This is a genomic window from Nonomuraea sp. CX421 (assembly GCF_059358955.1).
On the sequence record NZ_JCADBK010000006.1, the window covers coordinates 95,491 to 112,645 of the forward strand.

Sequence of the window (17,155 nt, forward strand, 5' to 3'; positions counted from 1 at the left end):
AGGTGGCCTTTCGCTCTGCCTTTTCCGCGCCGGGTCCCGTGCGATTTCCAGGACCTTTTCGTGGGCGCGAATTTAATGCGCGGAACAGGCATTGCGCAGGCGAATCCCGCCATCGTCATCGCGGCGCAATCAACTTCGTTTCAGCCGCTTCACCTGGGGGTTTCGGTTAAATCGGATTTATGCCATTAATTTCGCATAACCAGTCCAGGCGCTGACAGCGCATTCCCGGTCAGTCGTCGGCGGGGGTGCGGCGACCGCGGGCCGGTGGCTTCTTGCGGCCCGCCACCAGCGTGTCGCCCGGCGACGCCGAGGCGGTGGGCTCCTCGGACGGTGCGGCGTCACCCGTACGGCGCGGCCGGGGATGCGGCGCCGTGTCCTCCAGCTTGGCGCCCTCGGTCTTGGCGGTCTCGGCGGTGGTGCCGTCGGCGTCGTCGGGCTTCGACGAGACGGTGGACGCCTTGCCGCCGGACGGCCTGCTCCCGGTCGGTTTGCTCCCGGACGAGGTGCCACCCGGCGGTCGTGCCGGCTTGGTCGCCGTCGGGGGCGGGGGGCCATCCGGCTCGCGGAGCGAGGCGATGACCTGGTCGGCCTCCGAATCGGCGGCGAACTCGCTGGCCGCGGCCGACTCCCTGCGCCGGATCACCACCATGTGGTCGACCGAGATCCGCCCGGCGCCCACCACGGCGAGCAGCAGCGCGGCAGCGCCCAGCAGGATGATCTCGTTCAGCGTGATCGGATTGAGTGGCGGAGCGATCAGGAACACCGCCAGCGCCTCGGCGAACAGGGTCAGTCCGACGACCGACACGGCCAGCCCGGCGATCAGCAGGGCGCCGCCGATCAGCTCGGTGAGCATGGTCACGGTGGCCCAGGCGCCCGGCGCGGGCGCTCCTTGTCGCGCGAACTCCTCTCCGGTGGCCTTCAGGCCGATTTCCAGCTTGTTCCAGCCGTTGGCGAAGAAGATGCCGCCCACACCTATGCGGGCGACTAACGCGGCAAGATCACGGAGGGCTTGTCTCACGGTTGATGCCTGCCCTAATCGGGACATCACACACCTCAATCACGGCGGAGCAGCATGGCCACGGCGATGGCGGTCAGGCTGAGGAGGACGACGCTCACGACGACGGTCGTGTGCAGGGCGTTGACGAAGGCCCATCGGGCGGTGTGGAGCAGCGCGTCGCCCGCGCTGCCGCCGATCTCGTGCGCTACGTGGGCGGCTCCGGCGAGTGACTGCCTGGCCTGGTCCATGCCACCGGCGGGCACGCCGGGCACGGCGGTGAGCGCGGGCGCGTACGCGATGGTGGTGATGGTGCCGAGCACCGCGACGCCCAGGCCGGCGCCCAGCTCGTAGGCGGTCTCCTCGATGGCGGCCGCGCCTCCCGCGTGGGACTCGGGCACCGCGGACATGATCGTGTCGGAGGCGGCCAGGAGGGAGACCTGCACGCCGAAGCCGATGCCCACGAAGCAGACCGCGAGCATCACCGGATGGCCCTCGACGCCCCAGGTCAGCGTCGGGGTCAGCGCGACCGCGACGAGCCCGAGCCCGCCGCTCATGGTGGCCCGCAGGCCGATCCTGGGCAGGAAGTGGGCGGCGGCCAGGCCGCCGACGACGGCCGAGACGACCAGCGGCAGCATCCTGAGCGCGGCGCGCACGGGGCTGTCGCCGAGCACGAGCTGGAGATACTGCGCCAGCATCAGCTGCAGCCCCACCAGGGCGAACACACCCAGCAGCACCCCGGTCACGCCGGTGCTGAACTCTCGGTCGCGGAACAGGCGGACCTCCAGCAGCGGCGAGGCCAGCCGGGTCTGCCGCCGGACGAACCACACGAGCAGCGCCACGCCGCCCAGGAAGATCGAGAAGGCGGCGCCGAACGGCATCAGGCTGCCCGACCCGGCCTCCTTCAGCCCGAACGCCAGCGCCAGGATGCCGAACACCGACAGCGCCGCGCTCAGGCCGTCCCACGGCCGGTCGGCCCGCTTGCGTGACTCGGGCAGCAGCCGGGCGGCGACGGGCAGCAGCACGAGCAGGATGGGCACGTTGACCAGGAAGACGGCGCCCCACCAGATGCCCACGAGCAGCCCGCCGACCAGCGGCCCGATCGCGGCGCCGGCGGCGGCGACCGCGCTCCAGACGCCCAGCGCGATGGCCCGCTCGCGCCGGTCGGTGAAGACCTGGCGGATCAGGGAGAGCGTGGCCGGCATGATCATCGCGCCGCCGACGCCGAGCAGCGCCCTGAACACGATCAGCGCCAGCGCCGTGGGGGAGAAGGCGGCGGCGGCCGAGGCGACGCCGAACAGCACGAACCCCGCCAGCACCAGCCGCTTACGCCCGTAACGGTCGCCGAGGGCGCCGAACATGATCAGCAACGGCGCCACGACCAGCGAGTAGACGTCGATGATCCAGAGCAGCTGCACCGCCGACGGCTCCAGCGCCGCGGTCAGCGCGGGCACCGCGATGTGCAGCACGGTCGCGTCGACCGTGATCAGGAGCAGGCTCAGACAGAGGACCAGGAGGATGGACCAGCGATTGTCGTGCTGTCGCTGAACCGCGCGCCGTGCGACGGGCGCGGCCTGTGTGACGGTCATGGGCCTCCTCGCAGGCCGATCCGGTCACTACGGGCCCGCACGTGCTGGTGGTCACGGCCCGCGTCGGAACTCGTGGGCGGGCGACCGGCTCCCTCCTCCCGAGCTCCTCCGCTCCGGCCTGCGTGGCAGCTTAAGCCATGCCATGCCCTTGGTATAGCGGTATGGACGCATCGAGCGTCCCGCCGGCACCTCTCTAGAGAGATACAGCCATATGTCGGCACCTATCCAACCTTCGCTGACCAGCCGATCATGGACAGAGTGGGTACCGGCCCAGGCGATCAGTACCGCCCTGACCACAGCGACGACGACAAAGGCGACGACAACTCCGGCGGATCCTCGCGTGACTGGTGCCGCGAGGCCGTCACCCGCCTCGACGCGGGACGCCCCGAAGACGCCCTGACCGCCGCCCACCGGGCGGCCGATCTCGACCCGTTCAGCGAATGGGCCCATCGCCTGAGCAGCCTCGCCTTCGAACGACTCGGCCGCGACGCCGACGCGCTCCCGCCCGCCCGGGAGGCGGTGCGCCTGGCCCTCGGCTCCTGGCCGGCCCGGGTACGGCTGGCGGCGGTTCTGCGCCGGCTGCCCGGCCACTGGGACGAGGCCCTCGACCAGGTGGCCCTGGCCCGCCGCTTCGCCCCCGAGCGGCCCGGCCCGTACGTCCTCGACGGCGATCTGGCCCTGCTGCGCGCCGAGCACTCCCGCGCCGCGGCCGCCTACCGGGCCGCACTCGACCTCGACCCCGGACACCCGCAGGCCCGCGTCAACCTGGGCCTCACACTGCTGCGCTGGGACCGCCCCCGCGCCCATCACGATCCCGCCTGGCCGATCGAGCCGCGCGAGACGGGCCGGGCCAGACGCGCGCTGGAGGTGTGGTCGCGTCAGGCCCGCCTCCTGGTGGCGCTGGCCACGCTCACGGTCGCGGTGGCCGCCCTCGGCTTCGACCGTGGGGCCGAGGCCAAGCTGGCCGGGTTCGCGGTGCTGGTGCTGCTGGTTCCGCTCACTCTCGGGCAGGCCCGCCGGATCAAGGTCTGGCCGTACGTGCCGGGCATGCTCGGCCGTGACCCCTGGCTGGGCACCGCCGTGGTGTCGGCGGCGGTGTCGGTGGTCGCGTTCGCCGCCTGGCTGGGCCTGGCCACGGTGCCGGGGGTGCCGTCGTCGTTCGACCCGGTATGGGTCGGTCTGGCGGCCATCGCGGTGCTGGGCTGGCCGATGCTCGCCGCCCTGCGCGCGCTGGCCGAGACCTGGCGCGGCCGGCCGATCCAGGCCCTGACAGAGTTCATCCGCGCCGCGGGCGAGCGGACGGCCAGGCGGAACGCCGGGGTGGCGCTGTGGATCGTGCTCGGTCGCACCTGGTCGGTGCTGGTGCCGCTGGTGCTCGGCGCGCTGGCCGTGGAGCCGCGGGCGGCGCTGCTCGCCGTGGCGGTGCCGTACCCGCTGGTCGGTTCCTACCGCCGGGCCGGATATCGGGAGGACAAGTGGCTGGCGGCGGCGACGGCCCTGGTCGCGCTCGCGGCGGCGGCCTGCGCGGCGGGCGGGACGCTGGGCTCCGCGTGGGGCTGGCGGGCGGGCCTGGGCGCGCTGGGTGCGGTGGCGATCGTGTTCGCGCTGCGAGCCGTGCGCGCGTGGTGGCGGGGCGCGCCCGGCCCCTGGCGCGCGTCCCTGATCATGTGCGATCTGCCCGTCGGCGCCGAACCGTCCGTGGAGCTGACCCCCGAGATACGCCAGGCGTTCGCGTACGCCAGGAACGTCGTGCTGACCTACGGCGACTCCCTGGGACCCCGGGTGGTCGGCGCGGTGGCGACGGTCGGGCCGTCCGGCGAGCTCAGGCTGATCGCCGAGACCGAGGCGTGGGAGGCGATCGACACCGACCCACGGGTGGCGGTGTTCGCGGCGGACCCGCTGCAACGCCGGTTCTGGGCGGAGGTGCGCGGCATCGCGCTGGCCGACGGCGACCTGCTGCGTGTCACGCCCAAGCAGGTGCTCATGGGTGAGTTCCCTGGGCGGCATCAGCGCCGCTAGCTAGAGTCATGTTCTATGCGAATCCTCCGCACTCCCGACGAACGTTTCGCCGATCTGCCCGACTTCCCCTACGAGCCGCGATACGCCGAGGTCGACGGGCTGCGCATGGCCTGGGTGGAGGACGGGCCGTCCGCTGGCGAGCCCGTGGTCCTGCTGCACGGCGAGCCGAGCTGGTCGTTCCTCTACCGGCACGTCATGCCGGAGCTGGCGGCGGCCGGGCTGCGCGGCATCGCGGTCGACCTGGTCGGGTTCGGCCGCTCCGACAAGCCGGCCGAGGTGGGCGACCACACCTACGCCCGGCAGGTGGAGTGGACGCGGGCGCTGCTGTTCGACGCCCTGAAGCTGACCGGCGTCACCATGGTGGGCCAGGACTGGGGCGGCCTGATCGGGCTCAGGATCGCCGCCGAGCACCCGGATCGCATCGCCAGGATCGTCGCCGCGAACACGGGCCTGCCGACCGGTGACATCCCCATGCCGGAGGTGTGGCACCGGTTCAAGGACACGGTGGTCGACTCGCCCGCCCTGGACATCGCCAGGTTCGTGCAGTCGGGCTGCAGGACCAGGCTCTCACCCGAGGTGCTCGCGGCCTACGACGCGCCGTTCCCCGACGAGTCGTACAAGGCGGGGCCCAAGGCTCTGCCCGGCCTCGTGCCGATCAGCCCGGACGATCCGGCGGCGGCCGCCAACCGCGCGGGATGGCAGGTGCTCACCACCCTCGACCGCCCTTTCCTGGTGGCCTTCTCCGACTCGGACCCGATCACGGGCGGCATGGCCCCGATCATGAAGCGGACGATGGCGGGCGCGGCCGGGCGCGAGCACCCGGTGATCGCCGGCGCGGGCCACTTCCTCCAGGAGGACGCGGGCGCCGAACTCGGCCGCCACGTAGCCGCGTTCGTCAGTGTCACCTAGCGTGTCAGGTCCGCCCAATCGTTGGTCCGGTGCGATATAACCAGGGGCGGACCGGGGAGGCGTGATGCGTGAGTCCGACAGGGCGGCCCAGGCCGCGGGGCGGGCCGCGGCCCGGGATCTGTTCGAGCGGGTGAGGCTGCGCTATTTCCGCCTTCCACCGGCCGTCCGGCGGGTGATGTACGTCTCCGCGCTGATCGGCGCGGTCGGGCTCGGCGCGGCCCTGAGCTGGGACCTGCCCCAGACCTTCGTCGTCGCGCTGGTGGCGCTCGCCTTCGTCGCGCTCACCCTGCGCTTCCCGAGGGCCGCCGCGACCACCCTCGTGGTGGGCGCCTGGGTCGTGCTGACCATCGGCATGTCGGGGCTGCTCTTCCCGGCGGGCTCGGCGCTGCTGCTCGCCCTGCTGGCGCTGCCGGTCGCCGCCGCCGCCCACCTGATCCGGTGGGTGACGCCATGGCTGACGGCCCTGCTCGCCCTTCTGCCGGCCGGTCTGCTCGCCGCCGCCCTGTCCCTGGTCTCCGAGACGATCGCGGTCTGGGTGGCGTACGGCGTGGCGGCCGCGGCCCTGCTCTACCGGTTCCTGCTCGCCCGCCGGGCCCGGGCCGAGCTGACCGGCCAGGAGCAGGAGCAGCTGCGCATCCGGGTGCGCGAGGGCATGCCGGGGGCGCCCGCCGACAGGTCGCCCCAGCCGCCCAGCATCTCGGTCGAGGAGGCGCTCAGCGAGCTGGAGAGCATGATCGGCCTGGCCCCGGTCAAGGAGCAGGTGCGTTCGATAGCCGCGTCCATCGAGGCGTCACGGCTGCGCGCCGAGGCGGGCTACACGGCCGGCCCGCCCACCCGGCACTTCGTCTTCGTCGGCCCGCCCGGCACCGGCAAGACCAGCGTGGCCCGTACGGTCGCGAAGATCTTCTACGCGTTCGGCCTGTTGGAGACGCCCGACGTGGTGGAGGCGCAGCGGGCCGACCTGGTGGGCGAGTTCCTCGGCGCGACGGCGATCAAGACCAACGAGCTGGTCGACCGGGCGCTTGGCGGAGTGCTGTTCATCGACGAGGCCTACGGCCTGGTCATCTCGTCCGACGGCCAGCCTGACCGGTTCGGCGCCGAGGCCGTGCAGACGCTGCTCAAACGGGCCGAGGACGACCGCGAGCGACTGATCATCATCCTGGCCGGCTACGAGCAGGAGATGACCTCCTTCCTCAGCTCCAACCCGGGCCTGGCCAGCAGGTTCGCCACCCGGGTGCGCTTTCCCAGCTACTCGCCCGGTGAGCTGGCCGAGATCACCGCGCTGCTCCAGCGGCGGCGGGGTGACACGATGTCGGGCGAGGCCAGGACGGCGCTGCTCGGTCTGTTCGAGGACGTGCAGCGGCGCGGGCTGGTCGACGAGCTGGGCAACGCCAGGTTCGTCCGCAGCCTGGTCGAGGCGGCCGCGCAGGCCCGCGACGTGCGGGTGGTGGGCGCGGGCGGCACGCCGACCACCGAGGACCTGGTGACCACGACCACACCCGACGTGACCAAGGCGTTCAACGAGCTCACCGCGCGCTTCCGCGGCTACGAGGCCACGCCCACGCTGGAGGAGGCGCTGGCCGACCTCGACCGGATGGCCGGCCTGGCGCCGGTCAAGCGTCAGGTGCACGCCATCGCCGCGCAGCTGCAGGTGGCGCGGATGCGGCAGGAGCGCGGGCTGCCCACACCGCCGCAGATGCGTCATTTCGTGTTCGTCGGGCCGCCCGGCACCGGCAAGACCACCGTGGCCAGGGTTCTCGGCCGGGTCTTCGCGGCGCTCGGCCTGCTGGCCCGGCCCGACGTGGTGGAGGCGCAGCGGGCCGACCTGGTCGGCCAGCACCTCGGCGCGACGGCGATCAAGACCAACGAGCTGGTCGACCGGGCGCTCGGCGGGGTGCTGTTCGTCGACGAGGCCTACAGCCTGACCAACCCCGGCTACTCCGGCGGCGACGCCTTCGGCGCCGAGGCCGTCCAGACGCTGCTCAAGCGGGCCGAGGACGACCGTGACCGGCTCGTCATCGTGCTGGCCGGCTACCAGAGCGAGATGGACGCGTTCCTGTCCACCAACCCCGGGCTGGCCAGCCGGTTCAACCAGCGGGTGGCCTTCCCCAGCTACTCGCCGGCCGAGCTGTCGGAGATCGCGGTGCTGCTCGCCGACAAGTCGGGGGACCGGTTCGACGACGACGCGCTGCGCGACCTGGACGAGGTGTTCGCCTGGGTCTGCGACGAGCGGCTGATCGACGGGCTGGGCAACGGACGGTTCGCCCGGTCGCTGTTCGAGCGCGCGGCCATGCGCCGTGACGTGCGGCTGGCGGCCCTGGCCGGCAAGGGCGGCGCCACCACCTCCGCCGAGCTGACCACGATCACCAGCGACGACGTCCGCACCGCGATCGACGAACTTTCCGGGCGCTGACCCGACGCTTCCGTGCGCCGTCCCCGTGTCATGGTGTAGCAATATGACTACGCACCGTGCGCGGGAGGGGGGGCGATGGCCGGGTTCCTGGCCCGCAGGCTGCTCAACTACCTGGTGCTCGTCGTCGTCGCGTCCAGCCTCGCCTACCTGCTGGCGGCCAGCGCTCTCGACCCGCGCTCCAACTACGCCGACCGCACCCCCAAGCCGCCGCCGGCCGTGGTCGACGCCCAGCTCACCGCGCTCAACCTCAACGACCGCACCCCGCTGATCCAGCGTTACGCCACCTGGGCCGCCGGGGTGCTGCACGGCGACTTCGGCAAGAGCGTCACGGGCACGCCGGTCAACGACGACCTCGGCCGCCGCGCCGGTGTCACGGCCCGGCTGGTCCTGCTCGGGCTGGCCTGCGGCAGCCTCGCCGGGGTGCTGCTCGGCGCCTACGCCGCGGTCAGGCAGTACGGATGGTTCGACCGGCTGTCGGCCGGCCTGTCCTTCGTGGTGCTGGCGGTGCCCGTCGTCGTGCTGGCCAACACGCTGATCCTGTTCGGCACCTGGGCCAACGAGAACGTCTTCGGCCGGCAGGTGTTCCTGGTCAGCGGCGAATACAGCGCCGGGCTCGACACCGGGTTCTGGGGGAGCGTGCTCGACCGGGCCCAGCACCTGATCCTGCCCACGGTCTCGCTGTCGCTCGGGCTGATCGCGGTCTTCAGCCGCTACCAGCGCAACATGATGCTCGACGTGCTCGGCGCCGACTACGTCCGCACCGCCATGGCCAAGGGGCTGAGCAGGCGCCAGGCGCTCATCAGGCACGCGCTGCGCACCGCGCTGATCCCCGTGGCGACCTACTTCGCGTTCACCTTCGGCACCCTGCTGATCGGGGCCACCTTCACCGAGAAGATCTTCGGCTGGCACGGCCTGGGCGAGCAGCTGATCAACTCCATCTTTACCAACGACGTCAACACCGTGGCCGCCATCTCCCTGCTCGCCGCGATCGCCGTGCTCTGCGCCTCCCTGGCCGCCGACCTCCTGCACGCCGCCCTGGACCCACGGGTGAGGGCGGGATGACCCTCTCCGAGGAGGAGCTGGGCGAGGAGCTGATCGGGGCCCGCGAGTCCAGGGCGCCGTCCCGGGTCCGGATCGTCGCCAGGAGGTTCTTCGGGTCCCGGCAGGGGCGGGTCGGCTTCGCCGTACTCGTGCTGATGTTCCTGCTGGCGTTCGCCGGGCCGATGCTCAGCCCGTGGTCCTACACCGACAAGGACTTCACCGCGTTCCTGCAGCCGCCGTCGGCCAGCCACTGGTTCGGCACCCTGCAGACGGGCGCCGACGTCTACGCGGTCACGCTGCGCGGCATGCAGAAGTCGCTCATCGTCGGCCTGCTCGCCGCCCTGGTCTCCACCGCGCTGGCCGCCGTGGTCGGCGCCTTCGCCGGCTACTTTCCGGGCTGGCCCGACCGGGTGCTCTCCTGGGGCGTCGACCTGCTGCTCGTGCTGCCCGCGTTCCTCATCCTGGCGATCATGTCGCCGCTGTTCGGGGCCGGGAAGTGGGTGCTGTTCGTGATCATGCTGGCGTTGTTCCTCTGGATGGTCACGTCCAAGATCGTCAGGGGGATGACCATCTCGCTGAAGCGGCGCGAGTTCATCCAGGCGGCCCGGTTCATGGGCGTCCCGCCGGTCACGATCATCTTCCGGCACGTGATCCCCAACCTGTCGTCCCTGCTGATCGTCGACGCCACCCTCAACGTCAGCGCCGCCATCCTCACCGAGACCTCGCTGTCCTACTTCGGCTTCGGCATCCAGCCGCCCGACGTCTCCTTCGGCACGCTCATCGCCGACGGCTCCCGGACCGCCGTCTACGCGCCGTGGACGTTCTGGTTCGTCGCGGGGCTGCTGGTGATCACCGTGCTGGCGGTCAACCTCATCGGCGACTCCCTGCGCGACGCCTTCGACCCCACCTCCACGAGGCCGCGATGACCCCGGTTCTCGAAGTCGCCGGCCTCGGCGTCTCCTTCGGCCCGGTGCCCGCCGTACGCGGAGTGAGCTTCGCCGTACGCCGGGGCGAGGTGCTCGGCATCGTGGGGGAGTCCGGCTCCGGCAAGTCCGTCACCTCGGCCGCGATCATGGGCTTGCTGCCGCCCGGCGCCACCGTCACCGGGTCGGTGCGGCTGCACGGCAGGGAGCTGATCGGCGCCCGCGAGCGCGATCTGACCGCCCTGCGCGGCAGGACCATGTCCATGGTCTTCCAGGACCCGCTGTCCGCGCTGACCCCCGTCTACCGGGTGGGCGACCAGGTCGCCGAGGCCATCCGGGTGCACCAGCCGGTCAGCCGCGAGCAGGCCATGGTCAAGGCCGTCGACCTGCTCGACCTGGTCGGCATCCCCAACGCCGGACAGCGGGCGCTGGCGTTCCCGCACGAGTTCTCCGGCGGCATGCGGCAGCGGGCCATGATCGCGATGGCGATCGCCAACGATCCCGACGTGATCATCTGTGACGAGCCCACGACCGCGCTCGACGTCACCATCCAGGCGCAGGTGCTGGAGGTGCTGAAGAAGGCGCAGCGGGAGACAGGCGCCGCGATCGTGATGATCACGCACGATCTCGGGGTGGTGGCCGGCTTCGCCGACCGGGTGCTCGTCATGTACGCGGGCCGGGTCGTCGAGGCGGGCGACGTCGACGACATCTACTACCGGATGCGGATGCCCTACACCGCGGGGCTGCTCGGCTCGATCCCGCGGATCGACCAGGGCGGCCGCCCGCTGGTGCCGATCGAGGGCACCCCTCCGTCCCCCGCGGCGCTGCCGCCGGGGTGCCCGTTCGCGCCGCGCTGCCCGATGCGGATCGAGGCCTGCGTCCACGGTGAGCCACCGCTGTTCGACGTGGACGAAGGCCACCGGGCGGCGTGCATCCGGTGGGAGGACGTCCGTCCGGCCACCCTCGGTGAGCACCCGCCGCCCGCCCCGAGGCCACCGCGCGGCGAGCCGGTGCTGCGGGTGGACGACCTGGTCAAGGAGTTCCCGCTGATGCGGGGCTCTGTGTTCAAGCGGCGCGTCGGCACGGTCCACGCGGTGGCCGGCATCAGCTTCGACATCTGCGAGGGCGAGACGCTCGGGCTGGTCGGCGAGTCGGGCTGCGGCAAGACCACCACCCTGCTGGAGATCCTGGAGCTGACCAGACCGCAGCGGGGCCGCATCGTCGTGCTCGGTCACGACACCGCCCGGCTGGGCGCGGCCGAGCGGATGGCGATCCGGCGTGACATGCAGGTCGTCTTCCAGGACCCGCTGGCCTCGCTCGACCCCCGCATGACCGTCTACGACCTGCTCGCCGAGCCGCTGCGCACGCACGCCAAGGGCGACCCGGGCCGCCGGATCGGCGAGCTGCTCGCGCTGGTCGGGCTCGATCCCTCCCACGCCGCCCGCTACCCGCAGGACTTCTCGGGCGGGCAGCGCCAGCGCATCGGCATCGCCCGCGCCCTCGCCCTGGAGCCCAGGCTGCTGGTGCTCGACGAGCCGGTCTCGGCGCTCGACGTGTCGATCCAGGCCGGGGTGATCAACCTGCTCGGCTCGCTGCGGGCCCGGCTCGGTCTGTCCTACCTGTTCGTGGCGCACGACCTGGCCGTGGTCCGCCACATCGCCGACCGGGTGGCCGTGATGTACCTCGGCAGGATCGCCGAGATCGGCGACGTGGACGCGGTCTACGGCACACCGATGCACCCCTACACGCAGGCGCTGCTGTCGGCGATCCCGCTGCCCGACCCCGCCCGCGAGCGCTCGCGCCGCCGGATCCTGCTCGAAGGCGACCTGCCCAGCCCGGCCGACCCGCCGTCGGGCTGCCGGTTCCGCACCCGATGCCCCAAGTTCCGGGCGGAGCTCACCGGCGAGCAGCGGGTTCTGTGCGTCGACGTCGAGCCCGAGATCCGGCCGCTCGGCGTCGACCAGGGTGCGGCCTGCCACTACGCCGAGAAGCTCGAAGTCGTCTAGACCAGGAGGATTCCTTGATGAACGCATCACGTCTGGCCGTCGCTCTGGCCGTCGCCGGTTCGCTGTCGCTGACGGGCTGTGGAGGCGGCCCGGGCGGCGCGGGCGGTTCAGGCGGGCCGGCCGGCGGAGGTGACGCGCGGACGCTCAAGGCGTACGACATCAATCCGCAGCCGCGCGACCGGATCAAGGAGGGCGGCACGTTGCGCTGGGGCATCAACGAGTTCCCCGCCCAGTGGAACCGCAACCACGTCGACGGCAACCTCGCGGTGGCCGCCATGATCAGCAACGCGCTGCTGCCAACGCCGTTCCTCTCCAACGAGAAGGCGGAGATCACCCCCAACCCCGACTACGTGCTGAAGGCCGAGGTCACCGGCAGCGAGCCCAAGCAGGTCGTCACCTACACGCTCAACCCCAAGGCCAGATGGTCCGACGGCAAGCCCATCACCTGGGCCGACTACCAGGCGCAGTGGCAGGCGCTCAACGGTCGCGACGCGGCCTTCCACATCGTCTCCGCGACCGGCTACCAGGACATCGAACGGGTCGAGCGGGGCAAGGACGACTACACGGTGATCGTCACCTTCGCCCGGCCGTTCGGCGACTGGCAGTCGCTGTTCGGGCCGTTGCTGCCCGCCGCCACCAACCGGACGCCCGAGGCGTTCAACGAGTCCTGGCTGAACAAGATCCCGGTGACGGCGGGGCCGTTCGCCTTCAAGGGCTTCGACCAGACGGCCAAGACCATCACGCTGGTCCGCGACGACAAGTGGTGGGGCGAACGGGCCAAACTCGACCAGATCATCTACCGCGCCTCGGAGCAGGACTCCCTGATGGGCGCGTTCGGCAACGGTGAGCTCGACATCACCGACGTCGGCCCGTCGGCGCCCGACTACGCCCGCGCCAGGTCCACCAGGGGAGCCCAGGTGCGGCAGGCGGCCGGCCCCGACTTCCGCCACTTCACCTTCAACGGCTCCAGCGAGCCGCTCCGGGACGTACGCGTCCGCCAGGCGATCCAGCTGGGCATCAACCGCGACGCCATCGCCCAGTCCGACCTGGCGGGCCTCGACTGGCCGATCACCCCGCTCAACAACCACTTCTTCATGAACACCCAGGAGGGCTACCAGGACAACGCCGGCGACCTGGGCGTCTACAACCCCGAGCGGGCCAAGCGGATGCTGGACGAGGCGGGCTGGAAGCTCACCGGCCAGGTGCGGACCAAGAACGGCAAGCCCCTCGCCCTGCGGTTCGTGGTGCCGTCGGGCGTACAGACCAGCAAGTCCGAGGGCGAGCTGGCGCAGAGCATGCTCGGCCAGATCGGGGTCAAGGTGTCCATCCAGGCGGTGCCCAGCGACGACTTCTTCACCAAGTACGTGATCCCTGGCAACTTCGACATCACGCCCTTCGCGTACATCGGGACACCCTTCCCCGTGTCGAGCAGCTACGGCGTCTACGCGAACTCACCCGACGGCAAGACCTGGAACGCCAATTTTGGCCGCACCGGCTCCGCGGCCATCGACCAGGCGATGAACAAGGCGAGCCAGAACCTCGACCCCGCGCAGGCGCGGGCCGACGCCAACGCCGCCGACAAGCTGATCTGGCAGGAGGTCAACGTGCTGCCCCTCTACCAGAGGCCGCAGTTCGTGGCGGTCAGGCAGTCGCTGGCCAACGTGGGCGCGCGCGGCTTCTACGACCTCCGCTACCAGGACATCGGCTTCACCGCCTGAGGCTCCGGTCTGTCGGCGCGGTCTGTCGGCAGGGTTGTCGGAGGGGTCCGATAGAAGTGACGGGTGACCCTTCAGCTGACCTGGCCGCAGATCCTTTCCTGGCGGCTGCGGAGACAGTTCGTGAGCGGCTCCGGCGGCCCCGACGCGGTCTCGGTCGTCCGCAGGTTGTGCGGCGTCCAGACCCAGGTCGCCTCCTCGGCACAGCTGGCCGTGGCTCTCAGGAGCGCCACGCCCGGCCCCGGCGCCGTCGACCGGGCGCTGTGGGCCGACCGGAGCCTGGTCAAGACCTGGATCATGCGCGGCACCCTGCACCTCCTGCCGTCCGACGAGCTGGCCGGCTGCTGCGCGGCCCTCGCCACGCTGCGGTTCTGGGAGAAGGGCTCCTGGCAGCGCGGGCACGGCGTCACCGCGGCCGAGATCGAGGCCGTCATCGAGGCCGTGCCCCAGGCGCTGGGCGAGCGGGCGCTGACCCGTGACGAGCTGGTCGACGCCGTCGTCGACGTCACCGGTGACGCCCGCCTGAGGCAGGCGCTCACCTCCGGCTGGGGCGCCCTGCTCAAGCCGCTCAGCCGCCTCGGCGAGCTCTGCTACGGCCCGCCGCGCGACGGCAGGGTGACGTTCACCGCGCCCCGCCACTGGCTGCCGGGCTGGCCGCCGGTGCTCCCGCCGCAGGAGGAGGCCGGCGTGCGTCTGGCCCGCGCCTTCCTTGGCGCCCACGGCCCGGCTACGCCCGAGATGTTCGACAAGTGGCTCTTCGGGGGCATCGCCAGGAAGGCCGTGCTCAGGGCCTGGTTCCGCGACCTCGGGCCCGAGCTGACCGAGGTCGAGGCCGATGACGGCCGCCGGTTGCTCGCCCTGACCGAGCACCTCGACGATCTCGCCGCCACCCGGCCGTCCGGCGAGACGCACCTGCTGCCGGGGTTCGACCAGTTCATCCTGGCGGCCCCTCGCGACCTGGAGCCGCTCATCCCGGCAGCCGTCAAGGCCAAGGTCAGCCGTCAGGCCGGGTGGATCTCTCCTGTGGTGATCCACGAGGGCAGGGTGACCGGCGTCTGGGAGCGCAAGGGCGGGCAGATCGGCCTCGACCTCTTCGCGCCGGTGCCCGAGAGGGCCCTGGGCCGGGCCGTCTCGCGGATCGAGTCCCTCCTTGCCACCGTGCCCGAGAAGTCGTGACGGCGGGGCCGGGCACCGGGAGCTCCCGGCAGGCGGTGGAGTTCTGCGAAGCTTGCCGTATGTCGCGCCCCTTTTCGCAAGTCGACGTCTTCACCGCCACGCCCTACTTCGGCAACCCCCTCGCGGTCGTCCTCGACGGAGACGGTCTGACCACCGAGCGCATGCAGCGCTTCGCCCACTGGACCAACCTGGCCGAGACCACGTTCGTGCTGCCGCCGACCGTGCCGGAAGCCGACTACCGGGTCCGGATCTTCACCCCCTTGTCCGAGCTGCCGTTCGCCGGTCATCCCACACTCGGCACCTGCCATGCCTGGCTGGAGGCCGGCGGCACTCTCAAGGACGACGCCGTGATCGTGCAGGAGTGCGGCGCCGGGCTGGTGCGGGTGCGCAGGACCGACGACGGGCTCGCGTTCGCCGCGCCGCCGTTGACACGATCCGGGCCGATCGACGAGCCGCAGGTCCAGCACATCGCCGAGGTGCTGGGCATCGGCCGCGACGAGATCGTCGACGCCGAATGGGCCGCCAACGGCCCCGGCTGGGCGGCCGTGCTGCTCCGCGACGCCGACGCGGTCCTCGCGCTGCGCCCCGGCCGCGTCGACCTCGACCTCGGCGTCGTGGGGCCCTACCCGCCCGGATCGCCGCTCGCCTTCGAGCTGCGAGCGTTCTGTCCGTCCGAGGGCGGCACGGTGGAGGATCCGGTCACCGGCAGCCTCAACGCCTCCGTCGCCCAGTGGCTGCTGCGCACCGGCCGGGCCACCGCCCCCTACGTGGCCGGTCAGGGCACCGTGCTCGGCAGGGCGGGCAGGGTGCACGTCTCGGCCGACGCCGGACAGACCGTCTGGGTCGGCGGCTCCACCGTCACCTGCGTCAGCGGGCAGGTCGAGTTGTGAAGCGCACCTCGTCGCCCGGGCACAGCTGGGCCGCGATCGAGAAGTCGGCCGTCGCGACCACGCCGATCACCGGATAGCCGCCCGTCGGCGGATGGTCGGCCAGGAACACGATCGGCTGCCCGCTCGGCGGCACCTGGACGGCTCCGGTGACCATGCCCTCGCTGGGCAGCTCGCCCTCCCTGGCCCGCGCCAGCTCCCGGCCGCGCAGCCGTACCCCCACGCGGTTGCTGTCCTGGCTCACCTCATACGGCCGCGCGCACAGGTCGGCGAGCGCGCCCGGGACGAACCAGTCGTCGCGCGGCCCCGGCAGCACCCGCAGCACCGCCGGGCCCGGGGAGCGCGCCGGAGCCAGGTCGACGGAGATCGGCTCCGCCGCGCCGACGGCGCCCACCGGCAGCACCGTCCCCGCCCGCAGCGGCTCCGGCCCGAGCCCCGACAGCGAGTCGGTGGACCGGCTGCCGAGCACCGGCTCGACCGCGATGCCGCCCCGCACGGCCAGATAGGTACGCAGCCCCCGAGGCGGCGCGCCGAACCGTACCTCGCCCCCCGCCGGAACCCAGAACGGAACCCGCATGCCGGACGCGGCGCCGCGGCTCGTCAGGGGGCAGGGCGCGCCCGTGACGGCGACCCACGCGCCCGAGCGGAACACCAGCCGGGCCCCGCCGTAGGTCAGCTCGATCCCGGCCGCCCCCTCGGGGTTGCCGACCAGGCGGTTGGCCAGCCGTAGACTGCCGGCGTCGGCCGCGCCCGAGCCGGGCACCCCCAGGTGGGCGTAGCCGCGGCGGCCCAGGTCCTGGACGGTCGCGTACGGGCCGGGCGCGAGCACCTCGATCATGCGGGCTCGAATCGCACGCGGATCCCCGGCCGGAACGGCGACGGAGGATCGGCGCCGGTGTCCCACACCCGCACCGAGGTGCGGCCGAGCAGCCGCCACCCGCCCGGCGAGGCGCTGGGGTAGACGGCGGAATAGGGCCCGGCGACGGCCACCGACCCGGCGGGCACCGAGGTGCGCGGAGTGTCCAGCCGCGGCAGGTGGAGCGCCGGATCCAGCCCGGTCAGATAGGCGAACCCAGGAGCGAACCCCAGCCACCCGACCACCAGCTCCCGCCCGGTGTGCCGGGCGATCACCTCGGCCACGGACAGCCCCGCCAACGCCGCCACCGAATCGAGATCCGCGCCGTCGTAGACGACGGGAATCGTCACCACGTCCTTCGGCGCCGGGCGCGAGGGCGTGCCAGGCGCCGGCTCGCGCGCCTCGGCGAGCAGCTCACCCAGCCGGGCCCGCAACCGGGGCTGGTCCGCTCCGGGGGCCACGACCAGCACGGTCTCCGGCCCGGGCACGATCTCCACCACCCCTTCGAGACCGCGGGCGCGCAGCACAGCGTCGAGCCGGTGCGACACCTCCAGCGCCCCCGTCTCCACGAGCAGCGCGTACTCCCCGGCCGTCCGGATCACACCGACACCCCACGTCCCGGCGCGA

General features: G+C 72.3%; 13 protein-coding genes. 9 read left to right on the forward strand and 4 right to left on the reverse strand.

Annotation, left to right across the window (positions count from 1 at the left end):
- Window positions 1-229: 229 nt before the first annotated feature.
- The gene (locus tag AC5L3X_RS13630; RefSeq protein ID WP_494857298.1) at window positions 230-1,018 is read right to left on the reverse strand and encodes a DoxX family protein; all 789 of its coding nucleotides are present in this window, start codon (window positions 1,016-1,018) and stop codon (window positions 230-232) included.
- Window positions 1,019-1,053: 35 nt separating this feature from the next.
- A complete protein-coding gene (locus tag AC5L3X_RS13635) occupies window positions 1,054-2,583 on the reverse strand; it encodes an MFS transporter (protein ID WP_494857299.1) in 1,530 nt (509 codons plus the stop codon).
- A 258-nt stretch (window positions 2,584-2,841) separates the two neighbouring features.
- Here AC5L3X_RS13635 and AC5L3X_RS13640 point away from each other — a divergent pair, with 258 nt between their 5' ends.
- The 9 genes from AC5L3X_RS13640 (at window position 2,842) to AC5L3X_RS13680 (ending at window position 15,675) form a co-directional block, all read left to right on the forward strand.
- Window positions 2,842-4,602, forward strand: coding sequence for a tetratricopeptide repeat protein (locus AC5L3X_RS13640; RefSeq protein WP_494857300.1), 1,761 nt, complete (start codon window positions 2,842-2,844; stop codon window positions 4,600-4,602).
- 15 nt (window positions 4,603-4,617) lie between these two features.
- Complete coding sequence (locus AC5L3X_RS13645) at window positions 4,618-5,511, forward strand: haloalkane dehalogenase (protein WP_494857301.1); 894 nt, start codon at window positions 4,618-4,620, stop codon at window positions 5,509-5,511.
- Window positions 5,512-5,575: 64 nt separating this feature from the next.
- Entirely contained in the window at window positions 5,576-7,924 is a 2,349-nt protein-coding gene (locus AC5L3X_RS13650) for an AAA family ATPase (RefSeq protein WP_494857302.1), read from the forward strand.
- A gap of 75 nt (window positions 7,925-7,999) precedes the next feature.
- Entirely contained in the window at window positions 8,000-8,986 is a 987-nt protein-coding gene (locus AC5L3X_RS13655) for an ABC transporter permease (protein WP_189127224.1), read from the forward strand.
- Complete coding sequence (locus AC5L3X_RS13660; RefSeq protein ID WP_494857303.1) at window positions 8,983-9,891, forward strand: ABC transporter permease; 909 nt, start codon at window positions 8,983-8,985, stop codon at window positions 9,889-9,891. The genes AC5L3X_RS13655 and AC5L3X_RS13660 overlap by 4 nt, the downstream gene beginning before the upstream one ends.
- On the forward strand, window positions 9,888-11,894 hold the full coding sequence (locus AC5L3X_RS13665; protein ID WP_494857304.1) for a dipeptide ABC transporter ATP-binding protein: 2,007 nt from the start codon (window positions 9,888-9,890) through the stop codon (window positions 11,892-11,894). Before AC5L3X_RS13660 ends, AC5L3X_RS13665 begins: the two co-directional genes overlap by 4 nt.
- 17 nt (window positions 11,895-11,911) lie before the next feature.
- Entirely contained in the window at window positions 11,912-13,612 is a 1,701-nt protein-coding gene (locus AC5L3X_RS13670) for an ABC transporter family substrate-binding protein (RefSeq protein WP_494857305.1), read from the forward strand.
- 63 nt (window positions 13,613-13,675) lie between these two features.
- Entirely contained in the window at window positions 13,676-14,785 is a 1,110-nt protein-coding gene (locus AC5L3X_RS13675) for a winged helix DNA-binding domain-containing protein (RefSeq protein WP_494857306.1), read from the forward strand.
- Window positions 14,786-14,844: 59 nt separating this feature from the next.
- The gene (locus AC5L3X_RS13680) at window positions 14,845-15,675 is read left to right on the forward strand and encodes a PhzF family phenazine biosynthesis protein (protein WP_494857307.1); all 831 of its coding nucleotides are present in this window, start codon (window positions 14,845-14,847) and stop codon (window positions 15,673-15,675) included.
- On the opposite strand, the gene AC5L3X_RS13685 is transcribed toward AC5L3X_RS13680, so the two are convergent.
- Both AC5L3X_RS13685 and AC5L3X_RS13690 read right to left on the reverse strand, forming a co-directional pair.
- On the reverse strand, window positions 15,653-16,510 hold the full coding sequence (locus AC5L3X_RS13685) for a 5-oxoprolinase subunit C family protein (RefSeq protein ID WP_494857308.1): 858 nt from the start codon (window positions 16,508-16,510) through the stop codon (window positions 15,653-15,655). The genes AC5L3X_RS13680 and AC5L3X_RS13685 overlap by 23 nt on opposite strands.
- Window positions 16,507-17,130 (reverse strand): 5-oxoprolinase subunit B family protein, encoded by a 624-nt coding sequence (locus tag AC5L3X_RS13690; RefSeq protein ID WP_494857309.1) that lies wholly within the window; start codon window positions 17,128-17,130, stop codon window positions 16,507-16,509. Before AC5L3X_RS13690 ends, AC5L3X_RS13685 begins: the two co-directional genes overlap by 4 nt.
- Between the last annotated feature and the right edge of the window lie 25 nt (window positions 17,131-17,155).